Consider the following 19,273-nt stretch of genomic DNA (forward strand, 5'->3'; position numbering starts at 1 on the left):
CCGGCGCTCCGCTGCCGGGCTGCCTCGAGCGTGTCAGAATTGCCGAGCACCATCACCGATCGGGACGGAGAACTCCAATGCGGTTGTCTCCGCACGAGCAGGATCGACTGCTCGTCAGCTATGCGGCCGAGCTCGCGCGGCGTCGTCAGGCTCGAGGCTTGAAGCTCAATCATCCCGAGGCCATCGCGGTCATCACCGATCACCTTCTCGAGGGTGCCCGGGACGGGCGATCCGTTGCAGACCTGATGTCCTCGGGGCGCGAAATCCTCACTGCCGACGATGTCCTCGGTGGGGTTCCCGAGTTGCTTCCCGAGGTGATGGTCGAAGCGACCTTTCCCGACGGCACGAAATTGATCACCGTGCACGAGCCGATCTCACCCAAGCGAGGTGACGGTCACCTGATTCCCGGCGAGATCATCACCGTCGCAGGGGACATCGAGATCAACGAGGGCGCCGAGGTGATCACGATGGTCGTCGTGAACGGCGGAGATCGGCCGGTTCAGGTGGGCTCACACGTGCACTTCCCACAGTCCAACGCCGCCCTGCAGTTCGATCGTGAGCGTGCACACGGCCACCGCCTCGATATTCCGGCGGGCACAGCGGTACGTTTCGAGCCCGGAATCGAACAGACAGTTCGGCTCGTGCCTCTCGGTGGCACGCGCGAGGTCCACGGTTTGAGCATGACACCTCCCGGAAAGTTGGACAGCTGATGGCGCGTCTGAGCCGTAGTCGTTACGCCCAGTTGTTCGGGCCCACCACGGGCGATCGAATTCGCCTGGCAGACACGGATCTTCTGATCGAGGTCACCGAAGACCGCAGCGGCGGACCGGGCAACGCGGGGGAGGAAGCGGTCTTCGGCGGCGGCAAGGTGATCCGCGAATCGATGGGTCAATCGCGTGCTACCCGCGCAGACGGAGCTCCCGACACGGTGATCACCGGGGTGGTTGTAGTCGACTACTGGGGAATCATCAAGGCCGACCTCGGTATTCGCGACGGGCGCATCGTGGCATTGGGCAAGGCAGGCAACCCCGACACCATGACCGGAGTCCATCCCGATCTCGTGATCGGACCCTCGACCGAGATCATCGCGGGCAACGGAAAGATCGTCACGGCCGGCGGTATCGACTGTCACGTCCACCTGATCTGCCCGCAGATCAAGGAGGAAGCTCTCGGCGGAGGCATCACCACCGTGATCGCCGGCGGCACCGGACCCGCCGAAGGAAGCAAGGCCACCACGGTCACCCCGGGTGCATGGCACCTGTCCCGGATGCTCGAAGCTCTCGACGACTGGCCGATGAACATCGTGCTCCTCGGCAAGGGCAACACGGTCAACCCCGACTCCATGTGGGAGCAATTGCGCGCAGGCGCGTCAGGATTCAAGCTGCACGAGGATTGGGGCTCGACCCCTGCTGCGATCGACGCGTGCCTGCGAGTGTGTGAGGACGCCGGTGTGCAGGCCGCGCTCCACTCGGACACCCTGAACGAGGCCGGCTTCGTCGAGACCACTCTCGCTGCGATCGACGGCCGTGGAATTCACGCCTATCACACGGAAGGCGCGGGCGGCGGGCACGCACCCGACATCATCACCGTGGCCGCGCAAGGGCACGTGCTGCCGAGCTCGACCAACCCGACGCGTCCCCATACCGTCAACACCCTGGACGAACATCTCGACATGCTGATGGTGTGCCATCACCTCAGTCCGTCCATTCCGGAGGATCTGGCCTTCGCCGAAAGTCGTATCCGGCCGTCGACCATTGCGGCCGAGGATCTGCTGCACGACATGGGTGCGATCTCGATGATCGGCAGCGATGCGCAGGCAATGGGCCGGATCGGCGAGGTCGTTCTGCGTACCTGGCAGACGGCACACGTGATGAAATCTCGTCGGGGCTTCCTCTCCGGAGACAACGGGGCCGACAACAACCGCGTCATGCGGTACGTCGCCAAGTACACGATCTGCCCGGCCGTGGCCCACGGGCTGGACGACGAGATCGGCTCGATCGAGCCGGGAAAATTGGCCGATCTGGTGCTGTGGGACCCGGCGTTCTTCGGCGTCCGCCCGCACATGGTCGTCAAGGGCGGAATGATCGCCTGGGCGGCTATGGGCGATGCCAACGCGTCCATCCCGACTCCGCAACCCGAGCTTCCGCGTCCGATGTTCGGGGCCTCGCCCAAAGCAGCTGCCGCGACATCGCTGCACTTCGTCGCTCCCCAGGCAATCGAAGATGGACTTGCCGGCCGCCTGAACTGCGATCGCCGGCTCGTTCCGGTCAAGAACGTCCGCAGCATCAGGAAGTCCGACATGGCTCTCAACGACGCCATGCCCGACATCGAGGTGGATCCGGACACGTTCACGGTGCGCATCGACGGCGACGTGTGGAAAGAACAGCCGGCAACCGAACTGCCGATGGCGCAGCGATACTTCCTTTTCTGATGACGGCTGCTCGTCTGCAGGTGACAACGCTTCTCTCTCTTGCCGATTCACGTCTGCCCACCGGTGGACACGTGCATTCCGGTGGAGTGGAGGAGGCGATCGCATCGGGTTTCGTCCGAGACATCGCGACACTCGAGGCTTTCTTGCGACGTCGAATAAGGACCTCCGGTGCCACCATGGCGTCGGTGGCGGCAGCGATCGTCCACGGCTCTCTCGGCACGGAGGGTGCCGACGCCGAGTGTGACGCTCGGACGCCGTCCCCCGCGGCCAGATCCGCGTCACGCGCACAGGGTCGCGGTCTGCTTCGATTGGCCAAATCGGCTTGGCCGCATCATGATTGGACATCGATCGGCCGTAAGCCGCACCTCCCCGTGGCTGCAGGGCATGTGGGGCTCGCGTGCGGGCTGTCGGTTGCCGACGCAGCGGCTGTGCAGGTGTACATCACCATGACCGGGTCGGCGATCGCGGCGCAGCGTCTGCTGGCGCTCGATCCGGCCGAGGTTGCCGCATGCACCATCCGCTTGGGCGACTTCTGTGACGATGTGACTGCCTCGGTGTGCGAGTGCCTACCCGAGCTGATGGAGTTGTCGGATCCGTTGCTGGACATGTTCGCCGAAGCCCACGCCGTCCGCGATCGTCCGTTGTTCGTATCCTGAGATTCCGATCCACTGTTTCGACCGACTGTTCTCGAACGACGAAGGAGATGTCATGCCCCCGCACCTGATCGACGGTGAGCCCCACGACCACGGACTGGATCGTCCGAAACGCGCGCGGGAGGCGGGCGAGGCGCTGCGAGTGGGAATCGGTGGACCGGTCGGTTCCGGAAAGACCGCTTTGGTGGCTGCCCTGTGTCGCCAGCTTCGTGACGAGCTGTCGCTTGCTGTTCTGACCAACGACATCTACACGACCGAGGACGCCGACTTCCTGCGTCGGCATGCGGTGCTGCCGGACGAGCGCATCACGGCCGTACAGACAGGTGGCTGCCCGCACACAGCCATTCGCGACGACATCACCGCCAATCTCGACGCCATCGACGACTTGATCGAGAACAATCCGCCCCTGGACCTCATTCTGGTCGAGTCGGGCGGAGACAATCTCACCGCGACGTTCTCGTCCGGTCTCATCGATGTGCAGATCTTCGTCGTCGATGTCGCAGGCGGCGACAAAGTGCCGCGCAAGGGTGGTCCCGGTGTCACATTCTCCGATCTGTTGGTGGTCAACAAGACAGATCTGGCCCCATACGTCGGGGCTGATCTGGGTGTGATGGAACGCGATGCGGCACAGGTGCGCGAGGGCCGACCGACTGCGCTGATCTCACTCACCGACGACCCGGCCGCGACCACGGTACTCGCGTGGATTCGTGAGCAGCTCGAGGTCGTTGCCGACGCCGACGCGCATGCTCACACGCACTGAGCGTCGATGCACACCGAGCTCTGCATCGATGCGAGCCTGCATCGCAGCCCACGCATCACCTCGGTGGGCGGACTTGCCGGCCGCCAGACCGGGGCGGATACGGTCCACCTGATCGGAACCGCCGCAACGCCACTCGGCGGTGACACTATCACCGTCAGAATCTCTGTGGCGGCCGGCGCACACCTGGAAGTCCGCAGCGTCGCGGCGTCACTGGCGATGCCCGGTGGGCAGCAGCGTCATTCGTCGGCGCAGTGGCACGTCGAGGTGGGTGCGGGTGCATCTCTGATCTTCGATCCCGAGCCCATGGTCGTCGTGTCGGACGCATCGCATTCGGTGGTCAATACTATTGCGCTGCAACAGGATTCAACCTTGTGGTTGCGCGAGCGGACGCAGATCGGGCGTTTCGAGGAGGCGTCGGGTCGGTGGACCAGTGCGATGCGATGCGACGTCGGAGACAGTCCTTTGCTGCGCCACCGGGTGGAACTGGGCAACGGATCGATCTCGCACGACGCGTTGTCGGCTCCGCTGTCGATGTCCAGTACGTTGCAGTACCCCGATGATCGTGCGTCCGAGGTCGATCTGCGCGGCGGAAGCGTTCGGCTTGCTTTGGCAGGAGGCGGCTCACTGACTACCTCGGTGGGTCGCCGCCTGCCGCCCAGTGATTCGAGTACGTGAGAGCGGTACGCCGAACGACGCATCGCATCGGCCGACGGTTTCCCGTCGGCCGATGCGATGTCGGAAAGCTGGGGTCAGCGGTGGGTCAGCCCGCTGCCTTCGCGCGTTCCTGTTCCGTCTCGGCGGTGTCCGTCTCGACGGCACCCGCGCGTTCGAGGGAATTCAGTTGTTCGATGGCCAACCTCGCGAACACCTGCTGCTCGGTCGATGCCATCTGGGCGCGACCGCGACCGAGGAAGGTCACGAACCAGGAGATGACGGTCGTGATTCGACTGCGGTAGCCCACGAGGTAGTACAGGTGCAACGCAAGCCACATCAGCCATGCGATGAATCCACCGAACTCGAGCTTGCCGACCTTCGCGACCGCGTTGAACCGCGACACCGTTGCCATCGAGCCCTTGTCGAAGTACTTGAACGGCGCACGCTGAGCGGGGTCGTCCTCGCCCTTCACCGATGCCTTGATCCGCTTGGCGGCGTACGTCGCTCCCTGAATGGCACCCTGCGCCATGCCCGGTACATCCTTGACCGACATGAGGTCGCCGACCACGAACACGTTCGGGTGGCCCTTGACGGTCAGATCGGGTTCGACGAGCACACGTCCGGCGCGGTCGGTCTCCGAACCGGACTGATCCGCGAGTTGCTTGCCGAGGGGGCTGCCCTGAACGCCTGCCGACCAGACCTTGCACTGCGCCTCGATGCGACGCGTCGTGCCGTCCTTCTCCTTGACGGTCAGGCCGTCGTTGTCGACGTCGGTGACCATCGCGTTGAGCTGGATTTCGACGCCGAGCTTCTCGAGTCGTTCCGCGGCCTTGCGGCCGAGCTTCTCGCCCATCGGCGGCAGTACGGCGGGCGCTGCGTCGAGCAGGATCACGCGGGCGTCGCGAGGATCGATGTTGCGGAAAGCTCCGTCGAGGGTGCGATCGGCGAGCTCGGCGATCTGCCCGGCAAGTTCAACACCGGTGGGGCCTGCCCCGACGACGACGAAGGTCATGAGGCGGTCCTTCTCCTCCTGATCGTCGGAGAGTTCCGCCTGCTCGAACGCGCCGAGAATGCGTCCACGCAGTTCGAGTGCGTCGTCGATGGTCTTCATGCCGGGCGCGAACTCGGCGAAGTGATCGTTGCCGAAGTAGGACTGCTGCGCGCCGGCTGCGACGATCAGGCTGTCGAAGGGAGTGACGGTGATGCGCTCGAGCAGCTTCGACGTCACCGTCTTGGCCTCGAGGTCGATGTTCAACACGTCGCCCAGCAGCACCTCGGCGTTCTTCTGCTTGCGGAGAATGACGCGGGTGGTGGGAGCGATCTCGCCGACGGACAGGATGCCCGTCGCTACCTGGTAGAGGAGCGGCTGAAAGAGGTGGTGCGTCGTCTTGGCGACGAGGGTGATGTCGACGTCGGCCTTCTTGAGCGCCTTGACGCCGAACAGACCTCCGAACCCGGAACCGATGACGACGACACGATGACGCTTCGATTCGACCGGTTGGATGCTCATTACCTGCTCCCTAGACGTTGAGATGTAAGCACAACGGTAGCCGCCATCGTTCTCGGCGTCTCGGCAAGGTGGCTGTACCGGTCCAGAGCGGGGAGTGCAGCGGAAACTACCGCCCGCCTACCGCTCGCTTCGCCAGTTCCACGGTCGCGGCCCGTAGCTCCCCAGCCGAGTCGATCGGGGCCGCGTAGCCAACCCTGGTGTACGCGACTCCGCGCGGCGTGAGCACCTTCAGGTCGAGCCCGTAGCGGTCTGCGGCGGTGCATTCGGCGGACGTGGCATCGGGATAGCCACCCAGTTCGCGGGCCATCGCCATCAGAGACGTCGAGTGGTCGGCGTTGAGGTGCTCGATCGCGTACGCGGAGGTGGGCGATACCGGATCGGGTGCGGCCTCGGCGTAGTCCTCGGCAGTTGCCGAATCCATCCGCCCGTATCCACCGACCCAGCGGACCCGATGCACGCGCATGACCCAGAGCGTGAAGTCGCTGTAGTCGAGGTAGTACTTCGCCGCGGGCACCCCCGCGAGATGCGCCTCGCGGGCAGCCGCCAGCTCGTCTCCCTCGGGCCGTTCGACCACGCCGGCCAGAGTGATTCGGCCCGACGCCAACGGATCGGTCTGCGATTGCGGTGCCACGATCGACAGGCTCGCGCGCTGATCGCCGGCGAGGTTGCGCCCGTGCTCGGCCATCCGCGAGACACACAGAACCGGAGCGCCGCCGTGCAATCCGTAGGTGACGAACGATGCCCAGGGATCGCCGTCCGCGGTCAGGCTCGCAAGGGTCGCGATGTTGGTGGACGCGGCGATCGTGCGCGCCTCCTCGGCCGCCGAGGGACGACGGTCGGCGACCACGGGAGACAGGGGAGGGGGAACGGACGGAGCGTCACCGGGGTCGCCGTGATCGAGTGCCATGCGCAGAAGCTTAGGCGACGACCTACAGGAGGTCTCGAGCATGAATCAGAGCGTCGGCGAGCAATGCGACACCGAGCACGACGAAGATGACGCGCACCGTCGGCGGGCCGTACCGCGTCAAGCCACGCACGGTGGTGACGAACGCCCGCCTGGAACGTCGACTCTTCCTCGACGCCAGAATCAGGACGAGGATCGGCGGAATCAGTGCGATCAGGCAGTAGACGACAACTATGGCCGGCCACCACTGCGGGCGGGGAACATAGGTCGAGAGCATCGTCAGCCCGGCGAGGTACGGCACTGCCGTCGGGCCCTGCACCAGACCGATCGTCAACCCTGTCAGGGCGACCACGGGAATGCTGGAGCCGGCTCGGGCGGCCCATGCCGGTGGGCGACGCTCGGCGGTGCGCAGCGCGCCGAGGCTGATCAGGACCAGCCCGACCACGAACTCCGTGCGATATCGGACCGTGGGAGTGACGGTGAAGTCGAACAGATCCGTGACGAAGTCGATGCCGAGAACGGTGACGATGCCGAAGGCCGTCGTCGCCGTGAACACTCCGCCGACGAAGGCCAGCCCGGCTCGGAACGGCGACCGCCGAGTGGTTCTCGAGTGCACCGCAATAGCGGCAGTGACGCCGATCAGCAAGACATCGAGCGAATCGAGTATCGCAAAGCCGACGAGTGCGAGAAGCAAAGTCACCATGGAAGGTTCAGGGTATCGGTCAGGTGAAGTCGATATCTTTCGTCGCCACTGCCGCCGCGGTACGTCCGGGCGCGGTCTGGTTGTCCCAGTACAGATTGGTGTGTGCGATGACCTGCTCGGGCAGGGGAGCTCCCCATTTCGTCAGGTCTTCCGTCGTGTGAGCGTCGCTCGCCAGCGTCACGTCGTATCCGCGCACCAGAGCGCCGTGAAGGGTGGATCGCACGCAGAAATCGGTCTGTGCGCCTGCGATCAGAACATGCCCGGCTTCGACCGCTGTCAGCTCGTCCTCCAACGTCGTGTCCTCGAAGGCGTCTCCGTGCTTCTTGTGCACGATCGGATCGCCCGGAACCACAGGTAGCGCCTCGAGAAGCTTCCACCCGTCCGTCCCGAAGTGCAGTTCCTCGTCGGCCGAGTGCTGCACCCAGATCACCGGCGTACCTGTCTCCCGTGCGCGGGTCACCAGGAACACGATGTTGGTGATCACTCGTTCTCGCTCGTGCACGCCCACCATCACGTCGTTCTGCACGTCGATGATCACCAGCGCGGTCGCGGGTCGGTGGGGCAGGGTGGTCACGGTAATTCCTTCCGAAAGATGTCTCGTCCGATTGCCTGCACGTCAGCTCCCGACGTACGCGGCCAGATGTCGGCCGGTGAGTGTGGAACCGTCCGCCACCAGATCGGACGGCGTTCCTTCGAACACCACGAGTCCGCCGTCGTGTCCGGCACCGGGGCCCAGATCGATGATCCAGTCGGCGTGTGCCATCACCGCCTGGTGATGCTCGATCACGATCACCGACTTGCCCGAGTCGACCAGTCTGTCGAGGAGCCCGAGCAGCTTGTCGACGTCGGCGAGATGCAGTCCGGTGGTGGGTTCGTCCAGCACGTAGACCCCACCCTTGCCTGCCATGTGTGTGGCGAGCTTGAGGCGTTGGCGTTCGCCACCCGACAGCGTCGTCAGTGGCTGTCCGATCTTCAGGTAGCCGAGCCCGACGTCGTTCAAGCGCTGCAGAATCTTGTGCGCTGGGAGCAGTTTGGCTGCGCCGTCGGAGAAGAACTCCTCGGCCTCTGCGACCGACATGGACAACACCTCGTCGATGTTGCGACCGCCGAAGTGGTACTCGAGTACCGAAGCCTGGAACCGCTTGCCCTCGCACACCTCACACGTCGTGGCCACCCCGGCCATCATCGCGAGGTCGCTGTAGATGACGCCTGCTCCGTTGCACGTCGGGCACGCGCCTTCGGAGTTGGAGCTGAACAGAGCCGGCTTGACGGCATTCTCCTTGGCGAAAGCCTTCCGTATCGGTTCGAGCAATCCGGTGTACGTCGCGGGGTTGCTTCGCCGTGAACCACGGATGGCACCCTGGTCCACCGACACCACATCGTCCGTGCCCGAGAGCGACCCGTGAATCAGCGAGCTCTTGCCCGAGCCTGCGACGCCGGTGACGACGACCAGCACTCCGAGTGGAACGTCGACGTCCACGTCGCGCAGATTGTGTGAGTTCGCACCGCGAATTTCGAGTACTTCCGAGAACCCACGCACCGAGTCCTTGAGCGACGCTCGATCGTCGAAATGCCGACCGGTGACCGTGTCGCTGTGTCGCAATCCCTCGACCGTGCCCTCGAAGCACACGTGCCCGCCCGCGCTGCCGGCACCTGGACCCAGATCCACCACGTGATCTGCGATCGAGATCGTCTCGGGCTTGTGCTCGACGACCAGCACCGTATTTCCCTTGTCTCGCAACTGCAACAGCAGGTTGTTCATCCGTTCGATGTCATGCGGGTGCAAGCCGGTCGTGGGCTCGTCGAACACGTACGTCACGTCGGTCAGCGAGGAGCCGAGGTGGCGAATCATCTTGGTACGCTGGGCCTCTCCACCGGACAACGTCCCCGAGGGACGATCCAGGCTCAGATATCCGAGCCCGATCTCCACGAACGAGTCCAGGGTCTCGCTCAGCGTCGTCAACAATGGTGCCACCGACGGTTCCTTCAGGCCTGCAACCCATGTGGCCAAATCGCTGATCTGCATCGAACAGGCGTCGGCGATGTTGATGCCCTTGATCTTCGACGATCGAGCTCCCTCGTTGAGTCGGCTGCCGTCGCAGTCGGGACACGTGGTGAAGGTGATCGCGCGGTCGACGAAGGCGCGGATATGCGGCTGCATTGCCTCGACGTCCTTGGACAGGAACGATTTCTGGATCTGAGGCACGAGTCCCGAGTAGGTCAGATTTATGCCCTCGACCTTGATCTTCGTGGGCTCGCGGTAGAGCAGATCGTCGAGTTCCTTCTTCGTGTACTTCGCGATGGGCTTGTCCGGGTCGAAGTAACCGCAGCCACGGAAAATTCGGCCGTACCAGCCTTCCATGCTGTAGCCGGGAATTGTGATGGCGTTCTCGTTGAGGGACTTGCTCGCGTCGTACAGGGCGGTGAGATCGAAGTCGCTGACCGAACCTCGGCCCTCGCAGCGTGGGCACATGCCGCCGGTGACGGAGAAGGACTTCTTCTCGGTGGTCTGACGGCCACCCTTGTCCACCTTGTAGGCGCCTGCGCCGGAGACCGATGCAACGTTGAACGAAAAAGCTTGTGCTGAGCCGATATACGGTTTACCGACTCGACTGAAGAGAATGCGAAGCATGGCATTGGCGTCGGTGGCCGTACCGACGGTGGAGTGCGGATTGGCACCCATGCGCTGTTGGTCGACGATGATGGCCGTGGTGAGCCCGTCCATGACGTCGACGTCGGGTCGAGCGAGTGTCGGCATGAATCCCTGGACGAAGGCGCTGTAGGTCTCGTTGATCATCCGCTGCGATTCCGCAGCGATAGTGCTGAAGACCAGTGAGCTCTTGCCGGAGCCCGACACACCGGTGAACACGGTGAGCCGTCGCTTGGGCAAGTCCACGTCGATGTCCTGAAGGTTGTTCTGCCGTGCTCCCTGTACACGAATCACATCGTGACTATCGGCAGCGTGCGGTTCCGAGACCTGCGTGACCTTCTTCGTCGCCATGAGCAGTCAGGCTAGTCGCACCGGAATGCCCACGCTTCTCGATTCCTGATCGATTCCGGTGGCGCGCAGTGCCGCGTCCAATCGCCTCAGGTCGGTCGTCGACGATTCGAGAAGTGGACGGCGGACGGTTGCGTCGGACAGCACACCGATCCTGACCAGTGCAGCCTTGGCCATGATGGCTCCCTGCGTCGTACGCATGACGGCGTCGGTGAGCGGCAACAGTGCCCGCTGTACTGCGTTTGCCCGATCCAGGTCGCCGGTCCGGACGGCTTCGATCATCTCGGCGTACCGGTCGGCCACGGCGTTGCCGGTGACACTGACCAATCCTGTTGCGCCACAGCAGAGATAAGCGAGGGCAAGCTCGTCGATTCCGCAGTAGTAGGCAAGCTCCGTCGAGGCCATGACGGTCATGGCTTCGTAGAGGTCGCCCTTTGCGTCTTTGACAGCCCTGATCGAGGGATGCCGGGACAGTTCGATCAACGTCGCCTGCTCGATGGCGATGCCCGTGCGCGCCGGGACGTCGTACACCATGACGGGAAGCCCACCTGCTCCGGCGATGTCGACGATGTGCGCCACAATGCCCGCCTGGGTGGGGCGCGAATAGTGGGGAGCACTGATCAGTAGTGCATCGGCACCGGCCGCTGCAGCGGACCGAGCCATGTCCATTCCCGCCGCCGTGTCGTTGGTACCGAGTCCGGCGATCACCCGAAAGGCATCGTTCGAGTGCTCTCGGGCCTGCGTGATCAGCCCCGACAGCTCGTGGGAGGTCAGTGTCGGTGCTTCACCGGTGGTGCCGCCGACGACGACTCCGTCGCATCCGGTCGACAGCAGGTGCACGAGCAGTGCATCGACGCCGACGCGATCGATAGTTCCGTCCGGGTGCATGGGCGTCACCATGGCGACGACATTGGTACCGAAAATCGACGAGGAAGAAGGCGCGGAATTGGTCACCAGGTGAGTGTGGTCCGCCCAACACCTACGGTCCAGCGATGGATTATCGGCATTATTGCGTAGTGTTGCTTCATGATCGATGTGAACGCACTCCATGCCCTGCGCGCGGTCGCTGCCACGGGAACCCTGGCCAGGGCGGCCGACGAGCTCGGATACACCTCGTCGGCCATTTCCCAGCAGATCAAGCGGCTCGAACGGCAGATCGGGACGCCGGTGCTGGCGCAGGCCGGCCGAGGCGTCGTACTCACCCCGGCCGGTCGAGCGGTGGTCGACTCTGCGGACGAGGTGTTCCATGCCCTCGAGCGCTGCGTTGAGTCGGCGCGCTCCGCCGACGAAGGCGTCGCTCGTGGGGTCGTGCGCCTCGTCGGCTTCTCGACCGCCCTTCGCGGTCTGGTGGCACCTGCGCTGAGCCGACTTCACCGGCGGTATCCCGATCTGACCGTCCACATCAGCGAGGAAGATCCCGATCGCGCCCTGCACAGCGTCCACGCGGGTGCCGCCGACTTGGCGCTGGTGCACGACGCCGACGGTGTACCGGCAGCGGCGCCGCCCTCGATCGTCCGACGACCGATCCATACCGACTACGGCGACGTGATCATGAAACGTACTCATCCACTCGCCGGTCGCGAGTCTGCGCTGACCCATTCCGAACTCGCCCGCTACCCGTGGGTGACGAGCCCGGCGGGAACGGTGTGCCATCAGTGGTTCCGTCGACTGTTCGCCGACACACCCACCGACGTAGTCGTTCGCCATCTCGTCGATGATTTCTCGACCCAGCTCGCACTGGTCGAAGGGGACGACGTTCTTGCGCTCGTTCCTCGTCTCGCACGGCCGGTTCTGAGCGCCGACCTCGTTGCAGTGTCACCGGCACGCACTCCCACACGTGAGGTGCAGGCGGCTTGGAGGCACAGTGCGAATGCGAGCCCCGCAATTCACGCGGTACTGGACGTCCTGAACCCGGCCTCGAGCTGAGAGGTCAGAATTGTCAGCCGCCCGGTAGCTCGTGTCATTGCCACGTATCGGTCGACAGCACCGGCGATTCCGGACCCGAACGACTCCGGGTCGACGAGGACGACCAGGTCGAATTCGAGTCCCTTGGTCAGTTGGGGCGTCAGTGAGCGTATGCGTTCCGATCCCGCGAACGTAGGATCGCCTATGACACAGCCGATTCCGCTGGCGTTCGATTCCATCCACCTTTCCAGGATCGACGACAGATCTGCCGAGTTGCCGTACTCGACAGGCACACCGCTGCTGCGAATCGATACCGGGACGTTGGCGTCCGGCAACACTGCACGGATCACCGGCTCGGCCACCGCCATCACTTCTCGCGGGGTGCGGTAGTTGACGCCGAGGGTGGCAACGTCGATGTGGTCGATCCCCACTCGTCCGAGCCGTTCGAGCCAGGATTCGGAGAACCCACGACGCGACTGCGCGCGGTCTCCGACGACAGTGACGCTGCCCGAAGGGCAGCGGCGACACACCATGTGCCACTGCGCATCCGTCAGCTCCTGAGCCTCGTCCACGACAATGTGTGCGAACGGTCCGGCCAGTGGGTCGATGGGGATCTCCTCGAATCCGGCTCGATCGACGAGCGCATCGCGAATTCCGTCCTGGCGAAGCTGTGCAGCCATCATGTCGTCGTCGTCGGCAGCCATGAGTTCGTCGACGACGCGATCCATCCGCGTCCGCTCGACTGCCGACGCTGCCTCGCGGCGTTGCGTGCGCCGCGCATGCTCGGGATCTCCGAGCCGCATGCGCGCAGCGTCGAGCAGGGGTAGATCGGCCAGTGTCCATCGCGTCGGATCGGTTCGTTGCAGCATGCGCACCTGCTCGGCACTCAGCCAGGGTGCACATCGACGGAGATACGCCGGCACGCTCCACAAGTCGGCAACGAGGTCGGCGGCCTCGATGATTGTCCATGATCTTTCGAGCGTCCGACGTAGATGCTCGTTGCGCTGCAGAGACCGTCGTACTTCCTGGGTGGACTCGTCGCCGTCGTATCGCTCCGTGAGAATTGTGAGGAGTAGGTCCCAGATCTGTTCTCGTGCCTCGTTGTGCGGAGTACCGGGCTCGGCTGCCCCGAACGCTTCGATCCAATCGTCCGGGGTGAGTCTCAGGTCGGCCCATTCTGTTTCCACGATCATGTTCTGGGTGGGCGGTTGCTCGTAGAACGCGACGGCCGCGGCGATTGCGTCGATCATTCCGAGAGTGGACTTCAGTTGCGCCACAGCAGGATCGGGCTCTTCTGTTGCGTTCGTTCCTTCTGAAACGAGGTCCTGGAGGGTGCAGGTGTGTACACCGTCTTCGCCGAGACTCGGCAGGACGTCGGAGACATAGGCGAGGTACGGCTCGTGCGGGCCCACGAACAGAACTCCGCCCCGGTTGTGTCCTATGCGTGAATCCGTGTACAGAAGATAGGCAGTACGGTGAAGAGCGACAACCGTTTTCCCGGTTCCCGGCCCACCGTCGACGACGAGAGCTCCGCGCGCATCTGCTCGGATGATCGCGTCCTGATCCGCTTGCACTGTGCCCAGTACGTCCCGCATCCGCGCCGAACGTTCGGTACCCAAGCTGGCGATGAATGCCGACTGATCGTCGAGCGCCGCATCGGAGTCGATCCCCGTCGAGTCGAAGACCTCGTCCCAGTAATCCGTGATGACGCCGTTCGTCCATCGATAGCGTCGGCGACTCTGGAGCCCCATGGGGTTGGCGTGGGTGGCACCGAAGAAGGGCTCGGCAGCGGGGGAGCGCCAGTCCACCAGAAGTTGCTCGCCCGAGTTCCCCAACAGTCCGAGGCGCCCGATGTAGACGGGCTCGTCCGAGTCGACGGGCACGATGCGACCCAGGCACAGATCGATCCCGTAGCGATGTAGTGAACGAAGACGCCCGCGCAGACGATGGACCTCGAAGTCTCGCTCCATCACCTCCTGGCCCATCCGGCCCGACGACTTCTGGATGGTGTTCAGCCGATCCGTCGTATCGGATCGAGACGTCTCGATACTCGAACAGATTTCTGAAAAGTGTTGCTGATCAACCTCGATCAGCTCTGGATCGCGCTTGCGAGAGAGACTATCGGGCAGGTCGAAGACGCGTGGGCGCACAGGATTCACAGAACTCCGATCGACTGATTCATGACGGTAGCGAGCCATTCTGAGCCCTGTACGGGGTCTTGCCGCAAGCCCCGGGGTGCGCTATACATTGAAAGTGGAAAGAGGTGATCCTCGCTTTCCGAACCCATGGCCCGATCGCACGTCTGTGCTACTGCCTGGATGTCTTCCTTTGGCTGGAACCGGCTTGCTTGCCGCTGGCGCAGTTCAACCCGCGCGGAAATCCAGGATTACACGTCGTCTGCAGCGAACATCATCGAAGAGACTGCGAGACAACTCATACGATTCGAGGATTACGCTACGAGACCTCTGCCGCGATGAAGTTCGAGTCGGTAGATGATTGCGCCGAACAGGATGCGTTGCACGGTCTCGTCGGCGAAGTAGCTGTCGATGTCGTTCGGCTGCAGTGTCGGATTGTTGTCGAGGTGTTCACGCAGCACGATCAGCACGCTGTCGACGGTGAGTACGAACCGCTCGCCGCCGAGGTCGGTTATCGCCGCCCGAGCGACGCCGTCCCATTCCTCGACACGCGCCCAGTGGCGAATTCCGCATCCCTCCACGGCCTCGATCAGCAGGCGCTCCGCGAAAGGCGACAACGATGCGCGATCGGCACGGGCCGCTCTCACCGACGTCAGAGCCTGACGGTAGGGGAGCAGGTGCGATTGTGCGTAGGCTCGTGCTGCTCGCTTCTCGGCGTGGTTCTTGGTCACCGTAGTTCCGAATTCTGTGCAGCGGCCCCGCGGCACCACTGCACCGGTCGGAGGTCGAGGACACGGCGTGCAGCAACGAACAAAAAGGTCTTCGATCGCAGATCCGTAAAAGACCTTGCCCGTCGAGCGCTGGCGGAGGCGACGCGGGTGCCTGCTGCAGCTGGGGTGGCTATGCGAGTAGCTCTGCTTCGGCACGTTATCACGAACGTGGTCGCTGCTCGCCACTCATGGATCGGTGAGCAGCAAATCTGCGATCGCGTCGGCATCGACCGGTCGTCCCAACAGGAACCCTTGGGCGAAATCGCATCCGGCAGCGGCCAATGCCTCGAGTTGTTCCTCGGTCTCGACCCCTTCCCCGACGACGGTGACATCGAATGCCCGGGCGAGTGCGACGATCGCCGAGATGATGGCGCAGGCGCGTGGGGCCGGCAGCCGGGCGATATACGACCTGTCGATCTTGAAACTCTCGAACATGGGATAGCGGTCGAGATACGACATGGAACTGTGTCCCTTTCCCATGTCGTCGAGCAGCAGAGTGACACCCATCGAATGCAGCGTGGAGACGGTGTCGGCGACTCGTTCGGTGTCCGCGACCCAGACGGTTTCGGTGACCTCCAAACCGAGGGCGAAAGCGGGAAGTCCCGTGTCTGCCAACACGGACGCAACCTCTTTCGGAAAATCCGGATCTCGAAGCTGGAGTGCGCTGACGTTGACGCGAACGACGATGTCGGAGAACGTGCGCCATCGTGCCGCAGCGGCACACGCGGTGCGAAGAGCCCAGGTGCCCAATGGCGTTGCAAGGCCCGTTCTCTCGGCGACGCTGACGAATTCGCTGGGTTCTATCGGTCCGAGGTGGTGGTGATTCCAGCGAGCCAGCGCCTCGACCGCAACGACCTTCCGAGTCGCGATCTCCACCAGCGGTTGATAAGCCAGCGTGAGTTCGTTCGCTTTCAAGGCCGCCCTGAGATCTATCGAGAGTGACCTGATGCGATCGGCGTCGTAGAGATCGGTTGGATCGAAGACGGCATGGCCGCCAGTACCGCTGTCCTTCGCGCGGTACATGGCCAGGTCCGCACGGTGAATGAGCTCCTGTCGCGTCGAATTCCGGTCGGACACAGCGATGCCGATACTCGCGCTGAGGGGAATCGGAACGTCGACGGCAGAAAACGGCACCGCGATCGAACTCGAGATGTGCCGCGCGAGTTCTTTCGCATGCTCGACGCTGTCCACTCCCTCACACACGATCAGGAACTCGTCTCCGCCAAGGCGCGCAACTGTATCGGCTTCCCGAATTGCCGAGGCAAGTCGATCGACGAATTTGACCAGCGCCCTGTCACCGGCATCGTGGCCCAGGCTGTCGTTGATGATCTTGAAGTCGTCGATGTCGAGCAACAGCAGCGCAACCGTGCCGAACTGTTGCCGCGCGCGAACCAGCGCAGCGTCGATGACGTCGTAGGCGAGCGTTCGGTTCGGCAGACCGGTGAGTGCGTCGTGTGTACTGCGTCGTCTCAGCTGGCGTTCCAGATCGATCCTTCTCATTGCCGCGGAGACGATCCCAGCGACGGACCCGAGAAACGACACCTCCTCGTCGCGGTAGAGACGGGCCTCCACGCTGTGGATTGTGAGCACACCCCAGGCGGCGCCGGCAACGTCGAAGATCGGAACTCCCACTCCGCTGCGCAGCCCGAAAGCAGCCATCGTCTCGGTGCGAAAACGCGTCTCGACAGTGCGGTCGTTGCACACGGCCGGCTCGGAGTTCGCCAGGACGAACCCCATCAGCGACCCGTCTCCCGGTGGAACATCGTGCCGTATACCGAGTGTGCCGCTTGCTGCGTCCATGGTCAGGTAAGGATCGTCCGGGCGTTCGAGATGGGAAATCGCCGAGTTTCCGACACCGATCAAGGTTGCGGCGGTATCGGTGGCGGCGGTGAGCAGTGTCGGTAGGTCTGCGATGACGGCGAATCTGCTGAGATCGGCAAGAGCCTTCTGCTCTCGAGCATGCCGACCTGCGAGGAGGACATCGGCGGCCATCCGAGCATTGCGCTGTTCGGCGGTGTGACGATGACGAATGATGGATGCAACCAAGTCGGGCCCACCGTCGCCGGAATCGATCGAATAGGCGGTCACCATCACCGGAATTGCGGCACCGGTCACCTGATGGCGTAATTCGCAGTATCCCTCCCATCTTCCGTCGATGCGCAGACCGTCACCGATATCTGCCGCGAGATCGAGCCCACCCGGGGTGAGGAATTCGAGCGCACTCAACTCCATGGCAGCGGATAGGCTCGTCGATCCGATCAGTTCCAAGCCTGCAGGATTGATATAGAGGATTTTTCCCGAGAAATCGGACAAGGAAGCGAAGTCCGGGAATCGATCGAGAAACGACCGAAGGCTCACCGGATCGCCCGTGAGATCGTTCACCGGTCCTCCGATCCGGCTCGCCCGTGATCCGAGCACTGCCGAGCCAATGCTATTCGGCGGGTGCGGTGCGTGTGCACGATTGCCACGACGGGCCCCGAACTATCTGCTCGACACGCATGAAACCGAGCGGCGGCCGGCGTAGTGGACAACACTCGTGCACAGGCGGAGTTGATGGCAAAGGTTGCGGCTTCGGAGGCGCGCCGACGGTCCTTCGGGGTCTACGGTCGTGTGCGAGGCTGTCGAGCCACGAAGATCGCGACATTGCCGACCATAGTCACCTCGACTTGCTCGAATGTTTCGGACAGTGACCGGCGAAGGCCGGGCAGATCGTCCTGGCGATTTCCGAACACGCCGGTTTGGTTGTAGGCGAACATCAGCGCCTTGCCGAGGACGGTGAAGCTCTGGTCCGCACCGATCACGGTCGATCCGAACAGCACTCCCTCTGGCGTCAGCTTCTCCGCGAGGTTTGTCAGGGCAGCAGCCTTGGTGGACCAGTCGCCGGGGAGGCAGTGCAGAACGTAATTGATCGACACCGAGTCGAACTTTTCGATGCTCTTGTCCAATGGCACCAGAACATCGTGTTCGATCAGCGTAAGCGGAACATCCAGTCGGGATGCCGTGTGATCGAGCGAGTTGGCGTTGAGGTCGAGGAGGGTGAGGTCGATATCGGTGGGCAGGTCGATGTTGGCGAGGGCCCAGCCGGATCCAGGGCCGACCTCCAGGTGACGGTGGCCGATGTGCCGACGGTAGAGATCGACGAAATGAGCTCTGTTGCAACGCCATCCGAAACTGTTCGACAGTCGGATCACCCACAGGTCGTACAGTCGTAGGACAAGCTTGGTGTACGGGGCCGCCCCCGCTCGGGTGGATAGCGTTGTCATGTGGTCGTTCGCCTCTCAGAACTTCCGGGAGTTACGGAAGTGTCACCACACCACAGTGGTGTCTTCGACGCGAACTCGACCGAAGAATCTGTTCGTGATGTCGTCCCCGGAATGGTCGAAGCCGGCGACGATCGATGCGAGCTCGTCCACGAGAGCGCGAAGCGCAGGGGAGTAGATATCGATTCCGCTGTCGCGGAACCAGCCCCAAGCGGGTGGAATGCAGCTGATCGTGACGACGATTTCGCAACCGTGGTGTACTTCGACTTCGATCCGAATGTCTTTGGGTGCGTCGCGAACTGGATCGACTGGGGTGATCCCGGAGGATTCGGTAGCGGAGGGACGGTAGATGCGGGCCATCGTGATGTCGTCGCGAATCATCTCGGCGATGCTGTCAAGTCCCGAATGTCGGCCGAGACGGCCGTGGCTCGAACCGTACTGTCGATGAGTGTCGGTGATCGGCCGCGAGGTGCGAAGTATCCGATTCAGCATGCGCTGCGCCGTGTCCCGTTCCGAGCTGCCTGTGCGGGGGTGGTCGATCAACGTTCGCAGCCGTGAGACTCTGACTGCGGGGTCGGTTGCCATGGGCC

The 19,273-nt window shown here is 63.5% G+C and carries 17 protein-coding genes; 6 read left to right on the top strand and 11 right to left on the bottom strand.

The window, feature by feature from the left end; all coding sequences use genetic code 11:
- Positions 1–77: 77 nt before the first annotated feature.
- The 5 genes from CH286_RS21510 to CH286_RS21530 are packed head-to-tail and all read left to right on the top strand — an operon-like array spanning position 78 to position 4,519.
- Positions 78–710 (top strand): urease subunit gamma, encoded by a 633-nt coding sequence (locus CH286_RS21510; protein ID WP_052058378.1) that lies wholly within the window; start codon positions 78–80, stop codon positions 708–710.
- The gene (locus tag CH286_RS21515) at positions 710–2,431 is read left to right on the top strand and encodes an urease subunit alpha (protein ID WP_037150374.1); all 1,722 of its coding nucleotides are present in this window, start codon (positions 710–712) and stop codon (positions 2,429–2,431) included. Before CH286_RS21510 ends, CH286_RS21515 begins: the two co-directional genes overlap by 1 nt.
- The gene (locus tag CH286_RS21520; RefSeq protein WP_094610339.1) at positions 2,431–3,087 is read left to right on the top strand and encodes an urease accessory protein UreF; all 657 of its coding nucleotides are present in this window, start codon (positions 2,431–2,433) and stop codon (positions 3,085–3,087) included. The genes CH286_RS21515 and CH286_RS21520 overlap by 1 nt, the downstream gene beginning before the upstream one ends.
- Positions 3,088–3,139: 52 nt before the next feature.
- Positions 3,140–3,844, top strand: coding sequence for an urease accessory protein UreG (gene ureG / locus CH286_RS21525; protein WP_094610340.1), 705 nt, complete (start codon positions 3,140–3,142; stop codon positions 3,842–3,844).
- Between the two features lie 6 nt (positions 3,845–3,850).
- Complete coding sequence (locus tag CH286_RS21530; RefSeq protein WP_094610341.1) at positions 3,851–4,519, top strand: urease accessory protein UreD; 669 nt, start codon at positions 3,851–3,853, stop codon at positions 4,517–4,519.
- 85 nt (positions 4,520–4,604) lie between these two features.
- Here the strand turns inward: CH286_RS21530 and CH286_RS21535 are convergent, their stop codons facing one another.
- The 6 genes from CH286_RS21535 to dapA all read right to left on the bottom strand — a co-directional run bounded on the left by CH286_RS21535 (position 4,605) and on the right by dapA (position 11,567).
- Positions 4,605–6,008, bottom strand: a complete 1,404-nt coding sequence (locus CH286_RS21535) for an NAD(P)/FAD-dependent oxidoreductase (RefSeq protein ID WP_032403457.1) — start codon at positions 6,006–6,008, stop codon at positions 4,605–4,607.
- A 106-nt stretch (positions 6,009–6,114) separates the two neighbouring features.
- Complete coding sequence (locus CH286_RS21540; RefSeq protein WP_094610342.1) at positions 6,115–6,915, bottom strand: HugZ family pyridoxamine 5'-phosphate oxidase; 801 nt, start codon at positions 6,913–6,915, stop codon at positions 6,115–6,117.
- Between the two features lie 22 nt (positions 6,916–6,937).
- Positions 6,938–7,615: a GAP family protein gene (locus CH286_RS21545; protein WP_094610343.1), complete on the bottom strand. Its 678-nt coding sequence runs from the start codon at positions 7,613–7,615 to the stop codon at positions 6,938–6,940.
- A gap of 19 nt (positions 7,616–7,634) precedes the next feature.
- On the bottom strand, positions 7,635–8,189 hold the full coding sequence (locus CH286_RS21550) for an isochorismatase family protein (RefSeq protein WP_094610344.1): 555 nt from the start codon (positions 8,187–8,189) through the stop codon (positions 7,635–7,637).
- A 42-nt stretch (positions 8,190–8,231) separates the two neighbouring features.
- Positions 8,232–10,616 carry an ATP-binding cassette domain-containing protein gene (locus CH286_RS21555; protein ID WP_094610345.1) on the bottom strand — a complete coding sequence of 795 codons (2,385 nt, stop codon included), beginning with the start codon at positions 10,614–10,616 and terminating at the stop codon, positions 8,232–8,234.
- 6 nt (positions 10,617–10,622) lie between these two features.
- A complete protein-coding gene (gene dapA, locus CH286_RS21560; protein ID WP_037150386.1) occupies positions 10,623–11,567 on the bottom strand; it encodes a 4-hydroxy-tetrahydrodipicolinate synthase in 945 nt (314 codons plus the stop codon).
- A 72-nt stretch (positions 11,568–11,639) separates the two neighbouring features.
- Between dapA and CH286_RS21565 the strand changes: the two genes are divergently transcribed.
- A complete protein-coding gene (locus CH286_RS21565; RefSeq protein ID WP_094610416.1) occupies positions 11,640–12,539 on the top strand; it encodes a LysR family transcriptional regulator in 900 nt (299 codons plus the stop codon).
- Here CH286_RS21565 and helR read toward each other — a convergent pair.
- The 5 genes from helR to CH286_RS21590 form a co-directional block, all read right to left on the bottom strand.
- Positions 12,500–14,677, bottom strand: coding sequence for an RNA polymerase recycling motor ATPase HelR (helR, locus tag CH286_RS21570; RefSeq protein ID WP_094610346.1), 2,178 nt, complete (start codon positions 14,675–14,677; stop codon positions 12,500–12,502). The two genes, CH286_RS21565 and helR, sit on opposite strands and share 40 nt — an antisense overlap.
- 290 nt (positions 14,678–14,967) lie before the next feature.
- Positions 14,968–15,384, bottom strand: a complete 417-nt coding sequence (locus CH286_RS21575; protein WP_094610417.1) for a hypothetical protein — start codon at positions 15,382–15,384, stop codon at positions 14,968–14,970.
- A 225-nt stretch (positions 15,385–15,609) separates the two neighbouring features.
- Positions 15,610–17,805, bottom strand: a complete 2,196-nt coding sequence (locus CH286_RS21580) for a putative bifunctional diguanylate cyclase/phosphodiesterase (protein WP_094610418.1) — start codon at positions 17,803–17,805, stop codon at positions 15,610–15,612.
- A gap of 218 nt (positions 17,806–18,023) precedes the next feature.
- A complete protein-coding gene (locus CH286_RS21585) occupies positions 18,024–18,686 on the bottom strand; it encodes a class I SAM-dependent methyltransferase (protein WP_094610347.1) in 663 nt (220 codons plus the stop codon).
- A 42-nt stretch (positions 18,687–18,728) separates the two neighbouring features.
- On the bottom strand, positions 18,729–19,268 hold the full coding sequence (locus CH286_RS21590) for a hypothetical protein (RefSeq protein WP_094610419.1): 540 nt from the start codon (positions 19,266–19,268) through the stop codon (positions 18,729–18,731).
- Positions 19,269–19,273 lie beyond the last annotated feature (5 nt).

The sequence above is a fragment of the Rhodococcus sp. WWJCD1 genome (assembly GCF_002258735.1).
In the GTDB taxonomy this organism is placed as follows: Bacteria; Actinomycetota; Actinomycetes; order Mycobacteriales; family Mycobacteriaceae; genus Rhodococcoides.